Source organism: Collinsella aerofaciens, from assembly GCF_028209395.1.
In the GTDB taxonomy this organism is placed as follows: Bacteria; Actinomycetota; Coriobacteriia; order Coriobacteriales; family Coriobacteriaceae; genus Collinsella; species Collinsella aerofaciens_AZ.
On the sequence record NZ_JAQLDQ010000018.1, the window covers coordinates 1 to 15,294 of the forward strand.

At 57.8% G+C, this 15,294-nt stretch carries 10 protein-coding genes; 6 read left to right on the plus strand and 4 right to left on the minus strand.

The window, feature by feature from the left end; genetic code table 11:
• The first annotated feature begins 204 nt into the window (after positions 1–204).
• Genes coaE through uvrB form a run of 3 tightly spaced genes read left to right on the plus strand, consistent with a single transcriptional unit; the run spans position 205 to position 3,712 of the window.
• Positions 205–846, plus strand: coding sequence for a dephospho-CoA kinase (coaE, locus tag PMW67_RS07345; protein WP_117564883.1), 642 nt, complete (start codon positions 205–207; stop codon positions 844–846).
• On the plus strand, positions 839–1,420 hold the full coding sequence (locus PMW67_RS07350; protein ID WP_271739318.1) for a lytic transglycosylase domain-containing protein: 582 nt from the start codon (positions 839–841) through the stop codon (positions 1,418–1,420). The genes coaE and PMW67_RS07350 overlap by 8 nt, the downstream gene beginning before the upstream one ends.
• 51 nt (positions 1,421–1,471) lie before the next feature.
• Complete coding sequence (gene uvrB, locus PMW67_RS07355) at positions 1,472–3,712, plus strand: excinuclease ABC subunit UvrB (protein ID WP_089573604.1); 2,241 nt, start codon at positions 1,472–1,474, stop codon at positions 3,710–3,712.
• Positions 3,713–3,777: 65 nt separating this feature from the next.
• On the opposite strand, the gene PMW67_RS07360 is transcribed toward uvrB, so the two are convergent.
• The 4 genes from PMW67_RS07360 to PMW67_RS07375 form a co-directional block, all read right to left on the minus strand.
• Positions 3,778–5,418 (minus strand): NAD(P)/FAD-dependent oxidoreductase, encoded by a 1,641-nt coding sequence (locus PMW67_RS07360; protein WP_117655644.1) that lies wholly within the window; start codon positions 5,416–5,418, stop codon positions 3,778–3,780.
• 80 nt (positions 5,419–5,498) lie between these two features.
• Entirely contained in the window at positions 5,499–6,770 is a 1,272-nt protein-coding gene (locus tag PMW67_RS07365; RefSeq protein WP_117564881.1) for an NAD(P)/FAD-dependent oxidoreductase, read from the minus strand.
• The gene (locus PMW67_RS07370; RefSeq protein ID WP_022094864.1) at positions 6,771–7,601 is read right to left on the minus strand and encodes an Mrp/NBP35 family ATP-binding protein; all 831 of its coding nucleotides are present in this window, start codon (positions 7,599–7,601) and stop codon (positions 6,771–6,773) included. It abuts the gene before it with no gap.
• Between the two features lie 145 nt (positions 7,602–7,746).
• Positions 7,747–9,900 carry an LTA synthase family protein gene (locus PMW67_RS07375; protein ID WP_271739319.1) on the minus strand — a complete coding sequence of 718 codons (2,154 nt, stop codon included), beginning with the start codon at positions 9,898–9,900 and terminating at the stop codon, positions 7,747–7,749.
• Positions 9,901–10,093: 193 nt separating this feature from the next.
• Between PMW67_RS07375 and uvrA the strand changes: the two genes are divergently transcribed.
• The 3 genes from uvrA to murJ all read left to right on the plus strand — a co-directional run bounded on the left by uvrA (position 10,094) and on the right by murJ (position 15,292).
• Positions 10,094–12,973 carry an excinuclease ABC subunit UvrA gene (uvrA, locus tag PMW67_RS07380; protein ID WP_271739321.1) on the plus strand — a complete coding sequence of 960 codons (2,880 nt, stop codon included), beginning with the start codon at positions 10,094–10,096 and terminating at the stop codon, positions 12,971–12,973.
• A 132-nt stretch (positions 12,974–13,105) separates the two neighbouring features.
• A complete protein-coding gene (gene ybaK / locus PMW67_RS07385) occupies positions 13,106–13,606 on the plus strand; it encodes a Cys-tRNA(Pro) deacylase (protein ID WP_006236166.1) in 501 nt (166 codons plus the stop codon).
• Between the two features lie 3 nt (positions 13,607–13,609).
• Positions 13,610–15,292: a murein biosynthesis integral membrane protein MurJ gene (gene murJ, locus PMW67_RS07390; protein WP_271739322.1), complete on the plus strand. Its 1,683-nt coding sequence runs from the start codon at positions 13,610–13,612 to the stop codon at positions 15,290–15,292.
• The last annotated feature ends 2 nt before the right edge of the window (positions 15,293–15,294 follow it).

Sequence of the window (15,294 nt, forward strand, 5' to 3'; positions counted from 1 at the left end):
CGCCGCTGACCGGTGGACGGCACCGAGCCGTCTGATGACTTGAAGAAGGGGGAGGCCTCGCGGCCTCCCCCTTTTTTGCGTTTTATAAAGAGCTGTAATACAAGAACTCGCCTTCTTTTAGCTTGTCTTACTGTTTGGCTGTATTTTGAGTCCTTCTTTTGTATTTGCGCGATAATAACTCCCATTGGCGTTAGGGAGGACTTGATGTTTACCGTTTTTGTCTTGGGCAATATTGCTTCGGGTAAGTCGACTGCCTGCCGCTATCTCGAATCTCATGGCGCCATGCTTATCGATCTGGACGAGCTTGCCAAATCGCTGTATGTGCCAGGCTCCGATATCGTCAATGCCCTCGCGGAAGAATTTGGCTGGGATATTTTGGATGAGGAGGGCGGCATTCGCCGCAGCATCCTCGCTTCTCGAGCTTTCGCTTCTCCTGATTCGGTCGCACGGCTCAATGGCCTTGTGCACCCCGTTCTCATTGAACAGCTTTCGCTTAGGATTCTCGATCCGGTTTGTTGTACGGTTTCGTCCCCCCGTTATCCCTTTGCGGTTGTCGAGGTTTCTGCCCCGACTGGTTTTGAGGATGCTTTTGGCCTGGCTGATGAAATTCTGGTTATCAGTGCTCCTTTGGCAGTTCGTCGCGAGCGTGCCATTCATCGTGGTATGGAGTCCTCTGATTTTGATGCTCGCTCTGCATGCCAACCTGATGAGGCTTCGCTTTGCAATCTCGCTACGACGGTAATCGATAATGCGGGAGGCGATAATTCGCTCTTTGAACAACTGGACGCATGGCTTGTGCGCCATGGCTTCGGGGATGTAACGGATAAGGAGGAGGCCGATGCCTAAGACACGTTTCTTTACGTGGTATCGCGTTGCGCCACTTGCCGTTGTGCTCGTCTTCGGCTTTATTTCGCTCGTCTACTCGTATGCTCCTGCCGCCTTCTTTAAGCCTTTGTATCCAATTGACTACGAGGCGTATGTAAAGCAATCGAGCATTTCGCACAATCTTGATCCATATCTGGTGTGTGCTGTCATAAAGTCGGAATCGAATTGGGATCCCGAGGCTGAGTCGAATCAAGGCGCTCGGGGATTGATGCAGCTGATGCCCGAGACTGCCCAGGATATGATTGCCAAGGGTCTTGTCGAAGGTAGCGAGTATTCCGCCGACAACCTTAACGATCCCGCTACGAACATCGAGTTTGGCTGTGCGTATCTTTCGTATCTTCTAACGTATTTTAACGGGTCGACTGACAGCGCCATTGCCGCCTATAACGCCGGCATGGGCAATGTCGACGGATGGGCGCAGCAGAGCACGTCGCTTCATAATGCAATCACCTTTCCCGAGACGCAGGCGTATCTGATTCGTGTCAATAATGCCTGGGTTCGCTACAAGACCCTCTATCCCGATCGGTTCGTATAGGACTATGCCTGCCGCCTGCGTATACTGCAGATATATGAGTTAGGAGTATCCATGGCGGAATTTGAAGTTGAGCGTGTTGGAGGAGAGCTCAAACGTTTTGGCGTTGAGGGCTCTGAGGTGCCGTTTGAGGTCGTGTCTCCCTATGAGCCTGCAGGTTCTCAGCCTAAGGCCATTGAGTCGCTTGTGCAGGGTGTGAGGGACGGAGATCGCTATCAGGTTTTGCTGGGCGTGACTGGTTCGGGCAAGACCTTCACGATGGCTAAGACTATTGAGGCCCTGGGGAAGCCGACGCTGGTCATGGCTCCCAATAAAACGCTCGCCGCTCAGCTTGCGAGCGAGCTCAAAGAGTTCTTTCCCAACAACGCTGTGGTCTACTTTGTCTCGTACTACGACTACTATCAGCCCGAGGCGTATGTGCCGCAAAGCGATACATATATCGAGAAAGACTCCTCGATTAACGAAGAGGTCGAGATGCTGCGCCATCAGGCGACCGCGTCACTGCTCTCTCGACGCGATGTGATCGTTGTCGCATCGGTCTCGTGTATCTATGGCATTGGCTCTCCTGAGGACTATGCGGGTCTGGCTCCAAACGTCGACAAGAAGGTGCCGCTCGAGCGCGATGACTTTATCCATGCACTTATCGACATTCAATATGATCGCAATGACTATGACCTAGCGCGCGGCACGTTCCGCGTGCGCGGCGATGTTGTCGACGTGTATCCGCCTTATGCCGAGCATCCGTTGCGGTTTGAGTTCTTTGGCGACGAGGTTGAGCTTATTGCCGAGATCGATGAGGTTACCGGTGAGATGCTTCGTGAGTACGAGGCCATCCCCGTATGGCCGGCATCGCACTACGTGACCGAGAAGCCGAAGGTCAAGGCGGCTCTGAAATCAATCAGTGAAGAGTGCGAGAAGCGTGTGGCCGAGCTCAAGGCGACCGACAAGTTGCTCGAGGCACAGCGTCTGCAGCAGCGCACCGACTATGATCTCGAGATGCTCGAGACCATGGGTTTTTGTAACGGTATCGAGAACTACTCGCGTCATCTGGACGGTCGAAAACCGGGCGAGCCGCCGTTTACCCTGATCGATTACTTCCCTAAGGACATGCTCTGCATCATCGATGAGAGCCATGTGACGGTGCCGCAGATTCGCGGCATGCACGAAGGTGACCGCTCGCGTAAGGTGACGCTGGTGGAACACGGTTTTCGCCTTCCTTCGGCACTCGATAACCGCCCGCTTCGTTTCGATGAGTTTGAGGCAAGGATCCCCCAGTTCATCTACGTTTCGGCCACGCCGGGCGACTACGAGCTGCGGGTGAGCCAGAACGATGTTGAGCAGATTATTCGTCCGACCGGCCTGCTCGATCCCAAGATCGATGTGCGTCCGGTTCGCGGTCAGATTGACGATCTTGAGGACGAGATTCGCGAGCGCGTTGCCCGCAAGGAGCGCGTGCTGGTGACCACGTTGACCAAGCGCATGGCCGAGGACCTGACCGACCATCTGCTTGATGCGGGCATTAAGGTCAATTACATGCATTCTGATACGGCGACAATGGACCGTGTCGAGATCCTGCGAACGCTGCGCGAGGGCAAGATCGATGTTCTCGTTGGCATCAACCTGCTTCGCGAGGGCTTGGATCTTCCCGAGGTCTCACTGGTGGCAATTCTCGATGCCGATAAGGAAGGCTTCTTGCGCAACCGCCGTTCGCTGATTCAGACGATTGGCCGCGCGGCCCGTAACGCCGATGGCGAAGTCATCATGTATGCTGACGTTGTGACCGATTCGATGAAAGAGGCCATCGAGGAGACGCAGCGCCGTCGCGAGATTCAGATGGCATATAACGAAGAGCATGGCATTGTGCCCAAGACGGTGCGCAAGGCCATCAACGACATCTCAAGTTTTATTGCCGAGGCCGAAAAAACCGTGGGTTCCAAGGGACGCTCGAAGGGCGACTCTCTTGGCCATGGCGCATTCTATACGCCCGATGAGTCGGGCGAGGGTGGCGTGCCGGAAACGGTGGCGCCCGAGCAGACACTTGCGGAGCAGTTGGAAGAACTGCCGCATGACGAGCTCGTGCGGATCGTCGAAACCATGGAAGAGGATATGCGTAACGCTTCTGCCGCCATGGACTTTGAAGAGGCGGCGCGCCTGCGCGATGCCGTCGTTCAGATTCGGGCGATGCTCGAGGGTGCGTCTGAGGACGAGACGATCGAGCGCTTACGTTCGCAGGCTCGCAAGGGTTCCACGTTCGCATCGGGCAGAAAACGCCAGGGTGCACGGTTTAAGAAATAGCGAACATGCCCCGAGTTCCCTGCGGAGCTCGGGGCATGCGTCTTTTGCGCGCTGGAATTCGTGCGTTAGAGGTCTGCGATCAGGGCTTCGGCACAACGGATGCCGTCGGTGGCGGCGCTCATGATGCCGCCGGCATATCCAGCTCCCTCACCGCAAGGGTAGAGGCCCGGGGTCGACACGGCATGGCATGTTCGGTCTCGGGTGACGGTGACCGGTGAGCTCGAGCGAGTCTCCACGCCGGTAAGGACAGCATCGGAGCGGTCGTAGCCTCGTAGCTTTTTTCCAAGTAGGGGAAGTCCCAGGCGGAGCGACTCGACGATATGCTGCGGCAGGGCTTCGTCAATTGCCGTCCAGGTCACACCGAGCGGATAGGTGGGCTTTACCTTTCCGGGCGCCTTGCTGGCGCGTCCTGCGAGGAAATCTCCGACGAGCTGTGCCGGTGCGTTCCAGTTGGAACCGCCCAGGCGGTAGGCGGCCGCCTCGCAGGCGCGCTGGAGCTCGATGCCGGCGAGTGGGTCATCGTTGGGAAGGTCCTCAGGCGTGACGTTAACGAGCAGGGCGGCATTTGCGTTGCGTCCGTCGCGGGCATTGAGACTGGCGCCGTTGACGCACAAGTGGCCCTGCTCGGAAGAGGCGGCGACAACCTGCCCGCCGGGACACATGCAAAACGAGAACACGCTGCGGCCGTTGGGAAGATGGGCGACGAGCTTGTAGGGGGCTGCTCCGAGGGCAGGATGTCCCGCCGAGGCTCCGAATTGGGCTCGGTCGATGTCGCGCTGCGGATGCTCGATGCGAACGCCCATGGCAAAGGTCTTTTGTGCGAGGACCACGTTGTGGTCCTTAAGGAGCTCAAAAATATCGCGAGCAGAATGCCCGCAGGCGAGGATGAGGTGCTTTGTCTCGATTGGCTCGCAAGCGGTGTCTTGGGACGATTGGACATCAATACCGGTGATGGCGCCAGACGCGTCGATGCGAATGTCGACGAGCTTCGTTCGATAACGGACGACACCTCCGAGCTGCTCGATGCGCTGGGATATAGCGGTGACGACCGTGGGAAGGATGTCGGAGCCAATGTGCGGCTTGGCATCCCACAGAATATCGCGGGGCGCACCCGCCTCGACGAAGGTTTCGAGGATAAGGCGATGGGCGGGATTTTTGGTTCCCGTATTGAGCTTGCCGTCCGAGAAGGTCCCCGCGCCGCCCAGGCCAAACTGGATATTGCTCTCGGGGTCGAGGATGCGCTCCTTTAGAAAGAGGTCGATCGCCTGCGAGCGGCGAAATGCCGGGTCGCCGCGCTCGATGAGCAAGGGCTTAAGACCTGCTTCGGCGAGCGTAAGCGCAGCGAAAAGGCCGGCGCATCCGGCGCCGACAACGACAGGGCGTTCTTGAGGTACGTCGGAGGCGGGGGAGGGGAATGAAGGCTCATCGTCTTCTATCGCGCGTACGCGCGAGCGGTCACGCTCGGCAACGCTGTCGACCGCTTCTCGCTCGAGGTGGGGACTAGTCAGCTCAACACGAAAGCTCAGGATAAAATGGACGTCTCGTTTTTTGCGAGCGTCGATTGACTTGCGGTGGAGCTCGATGGACTTGATCTCGGAGTCCTTGCAACGTAGGACGCGCTTGGCGACTCGCTTGCCAACAATGAGACAGGCATTTTCATCGTCGGCTTCATCGAGCGACGCGTTGACTTGGGTGATTTCGATCATCGAGGTCTCCTTAGAGGCAAGAAAGAGGCCGTCCGGTATCCCAGACGGCCCGAATGCGTTTTTGATTATAGACTGCGCGGCTACAGGCTGCTTGCAGCGCGAATGCCCGAGATCCAGGCCCACGCAAGGTTAAAGCCTCCGCAATCGGCGTCGATGTCGAGCGCTTCACCGCAGACGTAAAGCGGGGCGTCGACAACGCTGCGCGCGCGTAGGCTGGGTGTTGAGATGCTCTCGACAGATACGCCACCACGCGTGACCTGCGCTGAGCGCTCCTCGGCTGTTCCCTTGACGAGCAACTTAAAGTGCTTGAGGATCGAGACCAGGTGGATGACATCGTTGGAGCCTGGATGGCACTGCTCGAACGCTGTGCAGACGACGCGGGAGAGTTGCGGGGCGAGCATGCCGTCGAGCCAACGGGGATCGCGGGGCGAAAAGCCGCCGAGCAGCTCAACGCGCCGGTTGAGCGTATCGAGCAACTCGTCTTTGGAGAGGTCGGGGAAAACGTCGAGCAGGATCGTATCGCCGTGCTGGATACGACGAGAGAGGTTGAAGACAGCGACGCCCGAGATACCGAAGGTTCGAAACAGCACTTCACCGTCTTCGTGCCAGAGCTCATTATGATTGCGGGCGAGCGTCAAGCGGGCGCGGACGCGCAGGCCATCCAACGTCTTGAGCGCCGCCCGATCGCCAAAGACCGTTGCCGATACGGGGCAGAGGATGGGGCGCAGCGAAGTGAGGGGGAGGCGAAACGTATCGGCGATACCGGTGGGGTTGCCGCCCGTGGCGATAATTACGGCATGTGCCTGCAGGGCCACGTTCTTGCGAGGGACATCAGCGAGCGCTTTCCGAAGCGAGCGGAGCTCCGATTTTCGGTCGTCGTGCTTTTTTGCCTTGAGCGCCCGCGCTGGACGGTCTATTTGGAGTGCCCAGCCTTCGGAAGCTTTGTGCGCCGAGGCAACGTAGGCTCCGCAGATTAAGGTGATACCTAGGCGGTCGCAAACGTTGAGAAGCGCGTCGCGCACCGATTCGGCGCGAAGGGAGCGCGGGTACAGCCGGCCTTCCTCGGAGGTTGTCATGATACCCAGCGAGGAGAAGAAACCCATAAGCTCTTGTTCGGGCTGGGGGCCCATGACGGATGTGACGAATGCTGGGTGGTTATACCGCTGAGGATCGATCGATTCGTTGGAGAGGTTGCAGCGGCCGTTACCGGTCGCAAGGAGCTTAAGGCCGCAGGCGACATCGCGCTCAACGATGCAGACGCTTTTGCCAACGCGTGCGGCCGTAATGGCGGCGGCGAGGCCTGAAGCCCCGCCGCCGATTACCAGGACGTCATAGAAGGCGCTCGCGTTCACTTAGGCCTCGTCGGTCTCGTGCGGGGTAATAGCCTCGACGGCAGAGACTGCCTTGGGCAACATGCCATCGGGCAGCGCGGTCTCGACCTCGCCCTTATCGCAGGCCTCGGCGAGTGCCGGATTAATGGGAAGCTGCCCCAAGATGTCGAGGTTATAGCGCTCTGCGACCTCGGGGAGCTTGCTCTTGCCAAAGACCTCGATCTTCTTGCCGCAGTCGGGGCACTCAATATAGCTCATGTTCTCGACAATGCCCAGAATGGGGACGTTCATCTTCTCGGCCATGTTGACCGCCTTGGCGACGATCATCGAGACCAGATCCTGCGGGCTCGTGACGATGACGATGCCGTCGACGGGCAGCGACTGGAAGACGGTGAGCGCGACGTCGCCTGTTCCCGGAGGCATGTCGACCAGCAGGTAGTCGATGGGGCCCCACGAGGTCTCGCTCCAGAACTGCCTAATGGCGCCTGCGATGACCGGACCGCGCCAAAGGACGGGGTCGGTCTCGTTTTGGAGCAGCAGGTTGGAGCTCATGACCTTGACGCCGTGCTCGGAGATTTCGGGCAGCATAAGGTTGCCAAGGGCATGGACGTGGCGTCCACTCATACCGAACATCTTGGGGATAGAGGGACCGGTGATGTCGGCATCGAGGACGCCGACCTTGTGGCCGTGACGGGCAAGCTCGGTGGCGATGGCACCGGTGACAAATGACTTGCCGACACCGCCCTTGCCGGAAAGCACGGCGATGACGCGCTTGACCTCGGACAGCGTGTTCTCCTCAAATTGCGACGGCGACGTTTGTCCGCCGGCGGCCTGTGCGTGTTCGCAACCCATGTATGACTCCTTTGTATATGCTGGGGCCGGGGCCCCGCGATGTGACACGAGCGTCATTGTACCCTCGTTTGCGAGCGGGAGTCATTTGCGATGCGTTTGGGCCGAGCGTGCTTGCAATACGATGGGCCCAAGCGAATGGGCGGGCTTACTGAACTTTGCTGGCGAACTCGAGGTATTGCATGCGCTGCAGCTTGTCGATCGTCGAGGCGTAGGGGCTGTCTTCCGATTCCAAGTCGTAGCGCAGCCCGTCGGCACCGAGATAGCCGGCGACATTGATGGTGGGCACATCTGACCTTGTCGCAAGCAGGGCCTTTTGGTAATTGGTGAGCGGGGCGCCGATCTTATTAAGGGTAATGGCTGCAATCTCGTTTGCCCCGACGGTGTCGTAGACGTTGAGCTCGGTATTGCCGGCGATCTCATAGTTAGCCCAGACGAGATATGTCGACTGATAGATACGGAAAGCGTGGCTTGCCGTATCTTCCTGAGGGTACAGCTCGTCGTTGAGAGTCGTTGCGGCGCTCGGCTGATGGTCGCCAAAAAAGACAAGAACAACCGGTCTGCCGATGTTGCGGAGCTCGTTGATAAAGTACTCGAGGTCCCGGTCGGATGCGTTGATGCAGGTGAGATAGGTGTTGAGCGCGCTGTTGGCGCCTTCGCTGGCTCCCTCGACCCAATAGTTTGTCAGCTCTTCGGCGGGAACGGTGCCATAGTCGTAGCCGCCGTGATTTTGCATCGTGACGTCAAAGATGAACTGCGGCGCTTCGTCGGTTCTAAGCAGGTCGAGTATCTTGTCGTAGGTGGCGTAGTCGCATACGCCGGCATGGTAATAGGGCGCACCTTCGAAATCGCCGATTGAAAGAAAGTCTCCAAAGCCCAGCTGCTGATAGATTTTATCTCGATGGTAGTTGACGGGGTTTTGCGGGTGCATAGCGGTAGTGGTATACCCAAGCTCTTTAAGGTCCTTTGCCAGGCTGTTTACGCCATTCATCTGATACAGCTGATAGGGGATCTTGCCTAATCCGACAAAGGCCGTTGTCGCTCCGGTCAAAAATTCGAATTCGGAGTTCGCCGTTCCGCCACCGGCGACCGAAGCGAGCATGGTGCCGCGAACAAGTGTGTCGGGAAGCGAGTTGTAGAATGCGGGGCCGGAGTACCCGGCCGCCTGGAGCTGCTCAAAGCACGAAAGGTCGCTAAAACTCTCGTTCATGATGGCAACAATCGTCGGCTTGATTTCATTGAACTGGGCAACGGCCGCCGCGCGCTGTTCGCTCGAGCCATATGTGCTGTCGTAGACGGCGGCGAGCTCCTGCTCGATGCTCTGCGCCTCATCGGGCGTATAGTCTTCGGGCTTCTCAATGGGCAACTCGTTGACCATTTCGGTGAACGAAGTGATAAAACCCTGAGACGCATACGTGGTGATGGGCTGCCAACGGTCAAATCCAAAATCCAGCGCCTGCTCCAAGTCGATGTTGGAAAAGCCTGAGAGCCCCACAACGGTCACTAGCAGAAAAGCACAGAGGTTAGCGGCGATAGCGGGGAAGACATGGGTGGGCGTACGGAGCTTTCGCGGTCGGATGAGCGAAAGAAGCCCCAGGGAAATCTCCAGCAGGGCGAGAGAGGTTACGATTCCGGCGGTAAAGGTAAACTCGTATCCCTCGCTCACTTCCATTGCGGTGCCAAGGGCCAAGATATCGCTTGGCAGGATGGCTTCGCCTTTAAACGTTATGACGAAGTGCTCGGCAATGCCAAGGACGCAACAGACGACGGGCACGAGGACCATGACGCCTCCATGACGCTGTCCCAGCAAATAAAGGGAGAGCAGAACCGTCGCGAGCAACCCGACGGAAAACCCGAATGAGTTGGCGGGAATGCGATAGAACGTTTCGTTGCAGGCAATTTCGATTGAAACGAACGAGAGCGCTGAAACAGCGGCGATGACAAGGATGTCGCGGCAAATACAGGCAACCGTTCCCGTCGCAAGGTCGGTTTGGTCGATAAGTCCCGAAACCAAGGGCTCGACAAGAAGTATGACGGCGGTAGCACCGAGCGCCGAATAAGAAAGGACCCATAGGGAATTGTCCTCATTTACGAGCAATTGATTCGTAATCCATGCAGCTACCATGCCGAGCGGGATGAGGAGCGTCGCGCACCAAAAGACGCGGGCAATGGGCGGCTTTTCATTGTGTTTGATTGAAAAATATACGCGCACCACGACGATGGCCACGATAAGGACGGCGATGAATATGGGCAGATTGGCCATGTCGCTCGAAGTGATTTCAAGGGGGATATCTTCGGTCATGGACGTTCCTCTGTTACGGCAAATTAAGTTCAGTATTAGATTACTGTAACCTTTCCACGGCATTTCGAGAAACAAAGCGCCCGATACGCAAAGCTAAAGGTCTGCGAATCTTGTATTACGAACATCTGTGCGCGTCGAGTGCGCTAAACTCATCGGCAGTATGATTCGATGCAATAGGAGGCAAGGAGCTTCCATGTCTGATTCTTCTATCGTTATTCGCGGCGCTCGTGAGCACAACCTCCGTGATATCGATGTTTCCATTCCGCGTGACCAACTCGTGGTCATTACCGGTCTTTCTGGCTCGGGCAAGAGTTCGCTGGCATTTGACACTATCTATGCCGAGGGCCAGCGTCGATACGTCGAGAGTCTTTCGAGCTATGCGCGCCAGTTCTTGGGCCAGATGGACAAACCCGACTTGGATTCAATCGACGGCCTTTCGCCGGCGGTGTCGATCGACCAAAAGACGACGTCTAAAAACCCTCGCTCGACGGTTGGCACCGTAACCGAGATTTATGACTATCTGCGCCTGCTGTTCGCCCGTGTGGGCACCCCGCACTGTCCCGAATGCGGCCGCGTCATTGAGCGTCAGACGACCGACCAGGTTGCCGACAAGGTCTTGGCGGCGGGGGAGGGCCGTCGCGCGTTTGTGCTGGCACCGGTGGTGCGCGGGCGAAAAGGCGAGTACACCAAACTGTTTGAGGACCTTCGCGCCGAGGGCTTTAGCCGCGTGCGTGTCGACGGTGAAGTGCGCTCGCTCGACGATCCGATCGATCTGGACAAGAAGTTCAAGCACGATATCGAGGTCGTGGTCGATCGCATCGTGATCCGTGAGAACTCTCTGGGCCGTATCGCCGAGTCTGTTGAGCAGGCGACCGCGCTGGCTCACGGCAATGTAAACGTGTACATGCTGCCCGATCGTGATGCTCCCGAGGGGACCGAGGGCGAGCTGCTGGAGTATTCGTTGACCTTGGCGTGCCCGGAGCATGGTCACTCCATTGACGATCTTCAGCCGCGTGATTTTTCGTTCAACGCTCCCTATGGCGCATGTCCTGAGTGCGACGGCCTGGGCTTTAAGAAAACCGTTGATGCCGAGGCGCTGATCGAGGACCCCTCGAAGTCCATTGCCGACGGAGTCTTTGGTAGCCTGTTTGGCAATTCGAACTACTATCCGCAGATTTTTGCTGCGGTCTGCAAACACTTTAAGGTGAGCACCGATACGCCGTGGGAGGACTTGCCCCCTCGCGTGCGTCGTGCATTCTTGGATGGCCTGGGCGATACGAAGATCTCGGTCGACTACCAAAAGCTCGACGGACGTCGCAGCCAGTGGGATACCAAGTTTTCGGGCGTTCGCAACATCCTGTACGAACGCTATACCGAGACGACGAACGAGAACACCAAGGCGCGCTTGGAGAAGTACATTCGCGAGGAACCGTGCTCGAGCTGCCACGGCGCTCGTTTGCGCCCTGAGATGCTCGCCGTCACCGTGGGTGGCAAGTCCATTTACGAGGTTTGTTGCCTGTCGTGCCGTGAGTCGCTCGAGTTTTTTGAGGGCCTGGAGCTCACCGAGCGCCAACAGTTTATCGGCGGGCGCATCGTCAAGGAAATCCTGGAGCGCTTGCGTTTTCTGGTCGATGTTGGACTCGACTATCTGACGCTCGATCGTGCCTCGGCGACGCTTTCTGGTGGCGAGGCACAGCGTATTCGCCTGGCAACGCAGATCGGCGCGGGTCTCATGGGCGTGCTCTATATTCTGGACGAGCCCTCGATCGGTCTTCATCAGCGTGACAACGAGCGCCTGATCAAGACGCTCGAGCGCCTGCGCGATATCGGCAATACCGTTATCGTCGTCGAACACGACGAGGATACAATCCGTGCCGCCGATTACGTGATCGACATGGGGCCCGGCGCCGGCGTCAACGGCGGACACGTAGTCGCGGCGGGAACGCCTGCCGATATCATGGCGTGTCCTGAGTCGATGACGGGCGCTTATCTGACCGGCAAACGAATGATCCGGGTGCCTGATGAACGGCGCAAGCCCGGTCGCGGCTGCCTTAAAATTACGGGCGCTCGAGCCAACAACCTCAAAAACGTTACTGCCAAGATCGAGTTTGGTACGCTTACGGTTGTTACCGGCGTGTCGGGATCGGGCAAGAGCTCCCTGGTTACCGACACCATTGCGCCTGCCCTTACGAACGCCATTCACCGTTCGACGCGCCCTGTGGGTCCGTATAAGAAAATCGAGGGCATCGAGTGTATCGATAAGGTTATCGATATCGACCAGTCGCCGATTGGCCGCACGCCGCGTTCCAACCCTGCTACCTATATCGGCCTGTGGGATGATCTTCGCGCGCTGTTTGCGAGTACGCCGGAGTCGAAGGCGCGCGGCTACTCGCCGGGTCGTTTCTCCTTTAATGTGAGTGGCGGGCGCTGTGAGGCGTGCAAGGGCGACGGACAGATCAAGATCGAGATGCACTTCCTTCCCGATATCTACGTTCCTTGCGAAGTTTGCGGCGGTAAACGCTACAACCGCGAGACACTCGAGGTCACCTACCGTGGCAAGACCATCTCGGACGTACTTGACATGAGCGTGGCCGAGGCACTGGCTTTCTTTGGGAATATCCCGCAGATCAAGCGAAAGCTCCAGACGCTGTACGATGTAGGCTTGGGCTACGTGAGCCTGGGCCAGCCCGCCACGACGCTTTCGGGCGGCGAGGCACAGCGTGTGAAACTCGCCAAGGAGCTTCATCGACGCCAGACGGGCAAGACGTTCTATATTTTGGACGAGCCGACGACCGGCCTTCATTTTGAGGACGTCCGCCAGCTGCTCGATGTGCTGCAGCGCTTGGTCGATGCGGGCAACACAGTGCTGGTGATTGAACACAACCTTGATGTCATCAAGGTTGCCGACCGCCTGATCGATATGGGTCCCGAGGGCGGTAACGGCGGCGGAACCGTCGTGGTTTCGGGCACACCGGAGCAGGTTGCGGACTGTCCGCAGAGTTATACGGGCCAGTTTTTGGCGCCGTTGCTCAGGCGTGACCGGGAGCGTCAAGCTCAACTTGATGCTCAATAAATAGGCGATTCAGTTTATGGGCGCCATCGACTCCTTGTGATTCGATGGCGCTTGCTGTGCCGAAGTGACGTATGCAGCCGAATTGGACATATACTTAATCCTTGCGTCCGAATGCGAGGGAAAGGATATGTCATGGCAAAGGCTGTAAAGACGCCAAAAACCAATGCGATGCGCGAGCTGGAAAGCGCCGGCATTTCCTATGTTCTACATACGTACGAAGACGATGGCGATGAGTCGGTGGGCCTGGGGGTCGCGATTTCGGAGCAGCTTGGCGAGGAGCCCGGTCAAGGATTTAAGACTTTGGTCTGTGTGACACCGTCCAACGACTATGTTGTGTGCTGCATCCCTGTTGCCGACGAGCTCGATTTAAAGTCCGCCGCGCGTGCCGCTGGGGAGAAGTCCTTGGCCATGATGCATGTGAAGGATTTGCTTGCAGCGACTGGCTACGTTCGCGGCGGCTGCAGCCCGGTCGGTATGAAAAAACGCTACCGGACGCTTATTGATGAGACATGTGTCCTTTGGGATACCATTTTTATTTCGGGAGGCAAGCGTGGTTATCAGCTCGAGCTTGCACCCGATGATTTAATTGCATTTTGCGGGGCGACGGTTGCCGCGATTACGAGAGAGGACTGAGCGATGCCGCAGGAAGAATTGAAGCGCGGAGCTCATTTTGCAAAAGAATCTGCGCCTCAGACACCCTCATCCGAAGCTTCTTCGTCGCGAGACGACACTGACGACATGGGCTCGTCGGACTACTCCACGGTTGGTCGTTCCGCCGGGCTTATGACCATCCTGACCATCGTGTCTCGCGTCACCGGTTTTATCCGCACGTGGGCAATGGCGGCCGCTATCGGCATGTCGCTGCTCTCGTCCTCCTATCAGGTCGCCAACAACCTGCCCAATATGCTCTACGAACTCGTGATGGGTGGCATGCTCGTGACGGCGTTTTTGCCCGTGTACATGGGCGTGAGGCGTGAGCAGGGTCGCGAGGCCTCGAACGAGTACGTGGGCAACCTGCTCGGCATTCTGCTTTTGGTGCTGGGTGGCATTTCGTTGCTGGGGACCGTGTTCGCCCCGGGCTTTATCTGGACGCAATCGTTCCTTTCGGGTGACGGCGGCAGCATGGATACCGCTGCGTTCATGTTCCGTTTCTTTGCCATCCAGATTCTGTTTTATGGTTTGGGCTCGGTGTTCTCGGGCGTTCTCAACGCACACCGCGACTACTTCTGGTCGACGTTTGCCCCGGTCCTCAACAATGTGATCGTCATTGCGAGCTTTATGGGTTTTGCGCCCGTGTCCGCACAGTTTGGCGAACGTGCCGGCATCATCTTGATTGCGGCCGGTACGACCCTCGGTGTCTTTGTTCAGATGGCATGTCAGATTCCCGCGCTTGGCAAGCACGGCGTGCATCCCCATATCCATATCGACTTTAAGGACCCCGCGCTTCGCCAGACGATTGCGCTCGGTATCCCGACGCTGCTTGCCACAGTGTGCATGTTTGTCTCGACTTCTATCACCAACGCTGCCGCGCTGGTTGTCCAGCCCGAGACTGGTCCTTCCGTCATCGCCTATGCGCGCCTGTGGTACACGCTGCCCTATGCGCTGATTGCCGCCTCGCTTTCGACGGCGCTCTATACCGAGCTCTCTCATGACGCACAGGAGAAGGATTACGACAGCGTTCGCACGGGCATTTCGCGTGGCGTCGCCCAGATGCTGTTCTTCCTGATTCCGTTCGCGCTGTACCTGATTGTCTTCGCGCGTCCGCTCAACATGATTTACTGTGCCGGCAAGTTTGATGAGTCCGGCGTGGCGCTGGTGTCCGAGTTCCTTGTCTACCTGGCGTTCTCGCTGCCGCTCTACGGCGTGGTCGTGTTGATGCAGAAGAGCTTCTCTGCCTTGCTCGATATGAAGCCCTATAGCCGCTATTGCCTGTATTCCGCCATCGGCCAGGCCGGCTCGGTTCTGCTGTTTGGCGTTGTGCTGGGCTTCGGTATGCCGGCAATCGCGCTTTCGTATGTCGTCGACTACGTGATCTTGGTCGGCTGTTCGCTGTGGTGGCTGCGTCGTCGCCTGCGTGGTCTTCAGGTCAAATCTATCCTGCATGGCGGCTTCTTTGGCCTTTTGCTCGGTGGCCTGGGCGCTGCCGCAGGCGCCGGCGTCATGTGGGCGCTTGAACTCTTTGTCGGGGCACTTGGTGGCTCGATTCTGATTACTCTTGGCTACGTTTGCGTTGCGGGTGTCGTCTCGCTTGCTGTTACCTTTGGCCTTGCCGTCGTCCTTAAGATGCCCGAGGTCTCGGCGTTGCTTCGTCGCAAGTAGGT

Coding starts and splice junctions, on each gene's coding strand:
- coaE (WP_117564883.1), top strand. CDS start 205: ATGTTTACCGTTTTTGTCTTGGGCAATATTGCTTCGGGTAAGTCGACT.
- PMW67_RS07350 (WP_271739318.1), top strand. CDS start 839: ATGCCTAAGACACGTTTCTTTACGTGGTATCGCGTTGCGCCACTTGCC.
- uvrB (WP_089573604.1), top strand. CDS start 1,472: ATGGCGGAATTTGAAGTTGAGCGTGTTGGAGGAGAGCTCAAACGTTTT.
- PMW67_RS07360 (WP_117655644.1), bottom strand. CDS start 5,418: ATGATCGAAATCACCCAAGTCAACGCGTCGCTCGATGAAGCCGACGAT.
- PMW67_RS07370 (WP_022094864.1), bottom strand. CDS start 7,601: ATGGGTTGCGAACACGCACAGGCCGCCGGCGGACAAACGTCGCCGTCG.
- PMW67_RS07375 (WP_271739319.1), bottom strand. CDS start 9,900: ATGACCGAAGATATCCCCCTTGAAATCACTTCGAGCGACATGGCCAAT.
- uvrA (WP_271739321.1), top strand. CDS start 10,094: ATGTCTGATTCTTCTATCGTTATTCGCGGCGCTCGTGAGCACAACCTC.
- ybaK (WP_006236166.1), top strand. CDS start 13,106: ATGGCAAAGGCTGTAAAGACGCCAAAAACCAATGCGATGCGCGAGCTG.
- murJ (WP_271739322.1), top strand. CDS start 13,610: ATGCCGCAGGAAGAATTGAAGCGCGGAGCTCATTTTGCAAAAGAATCT.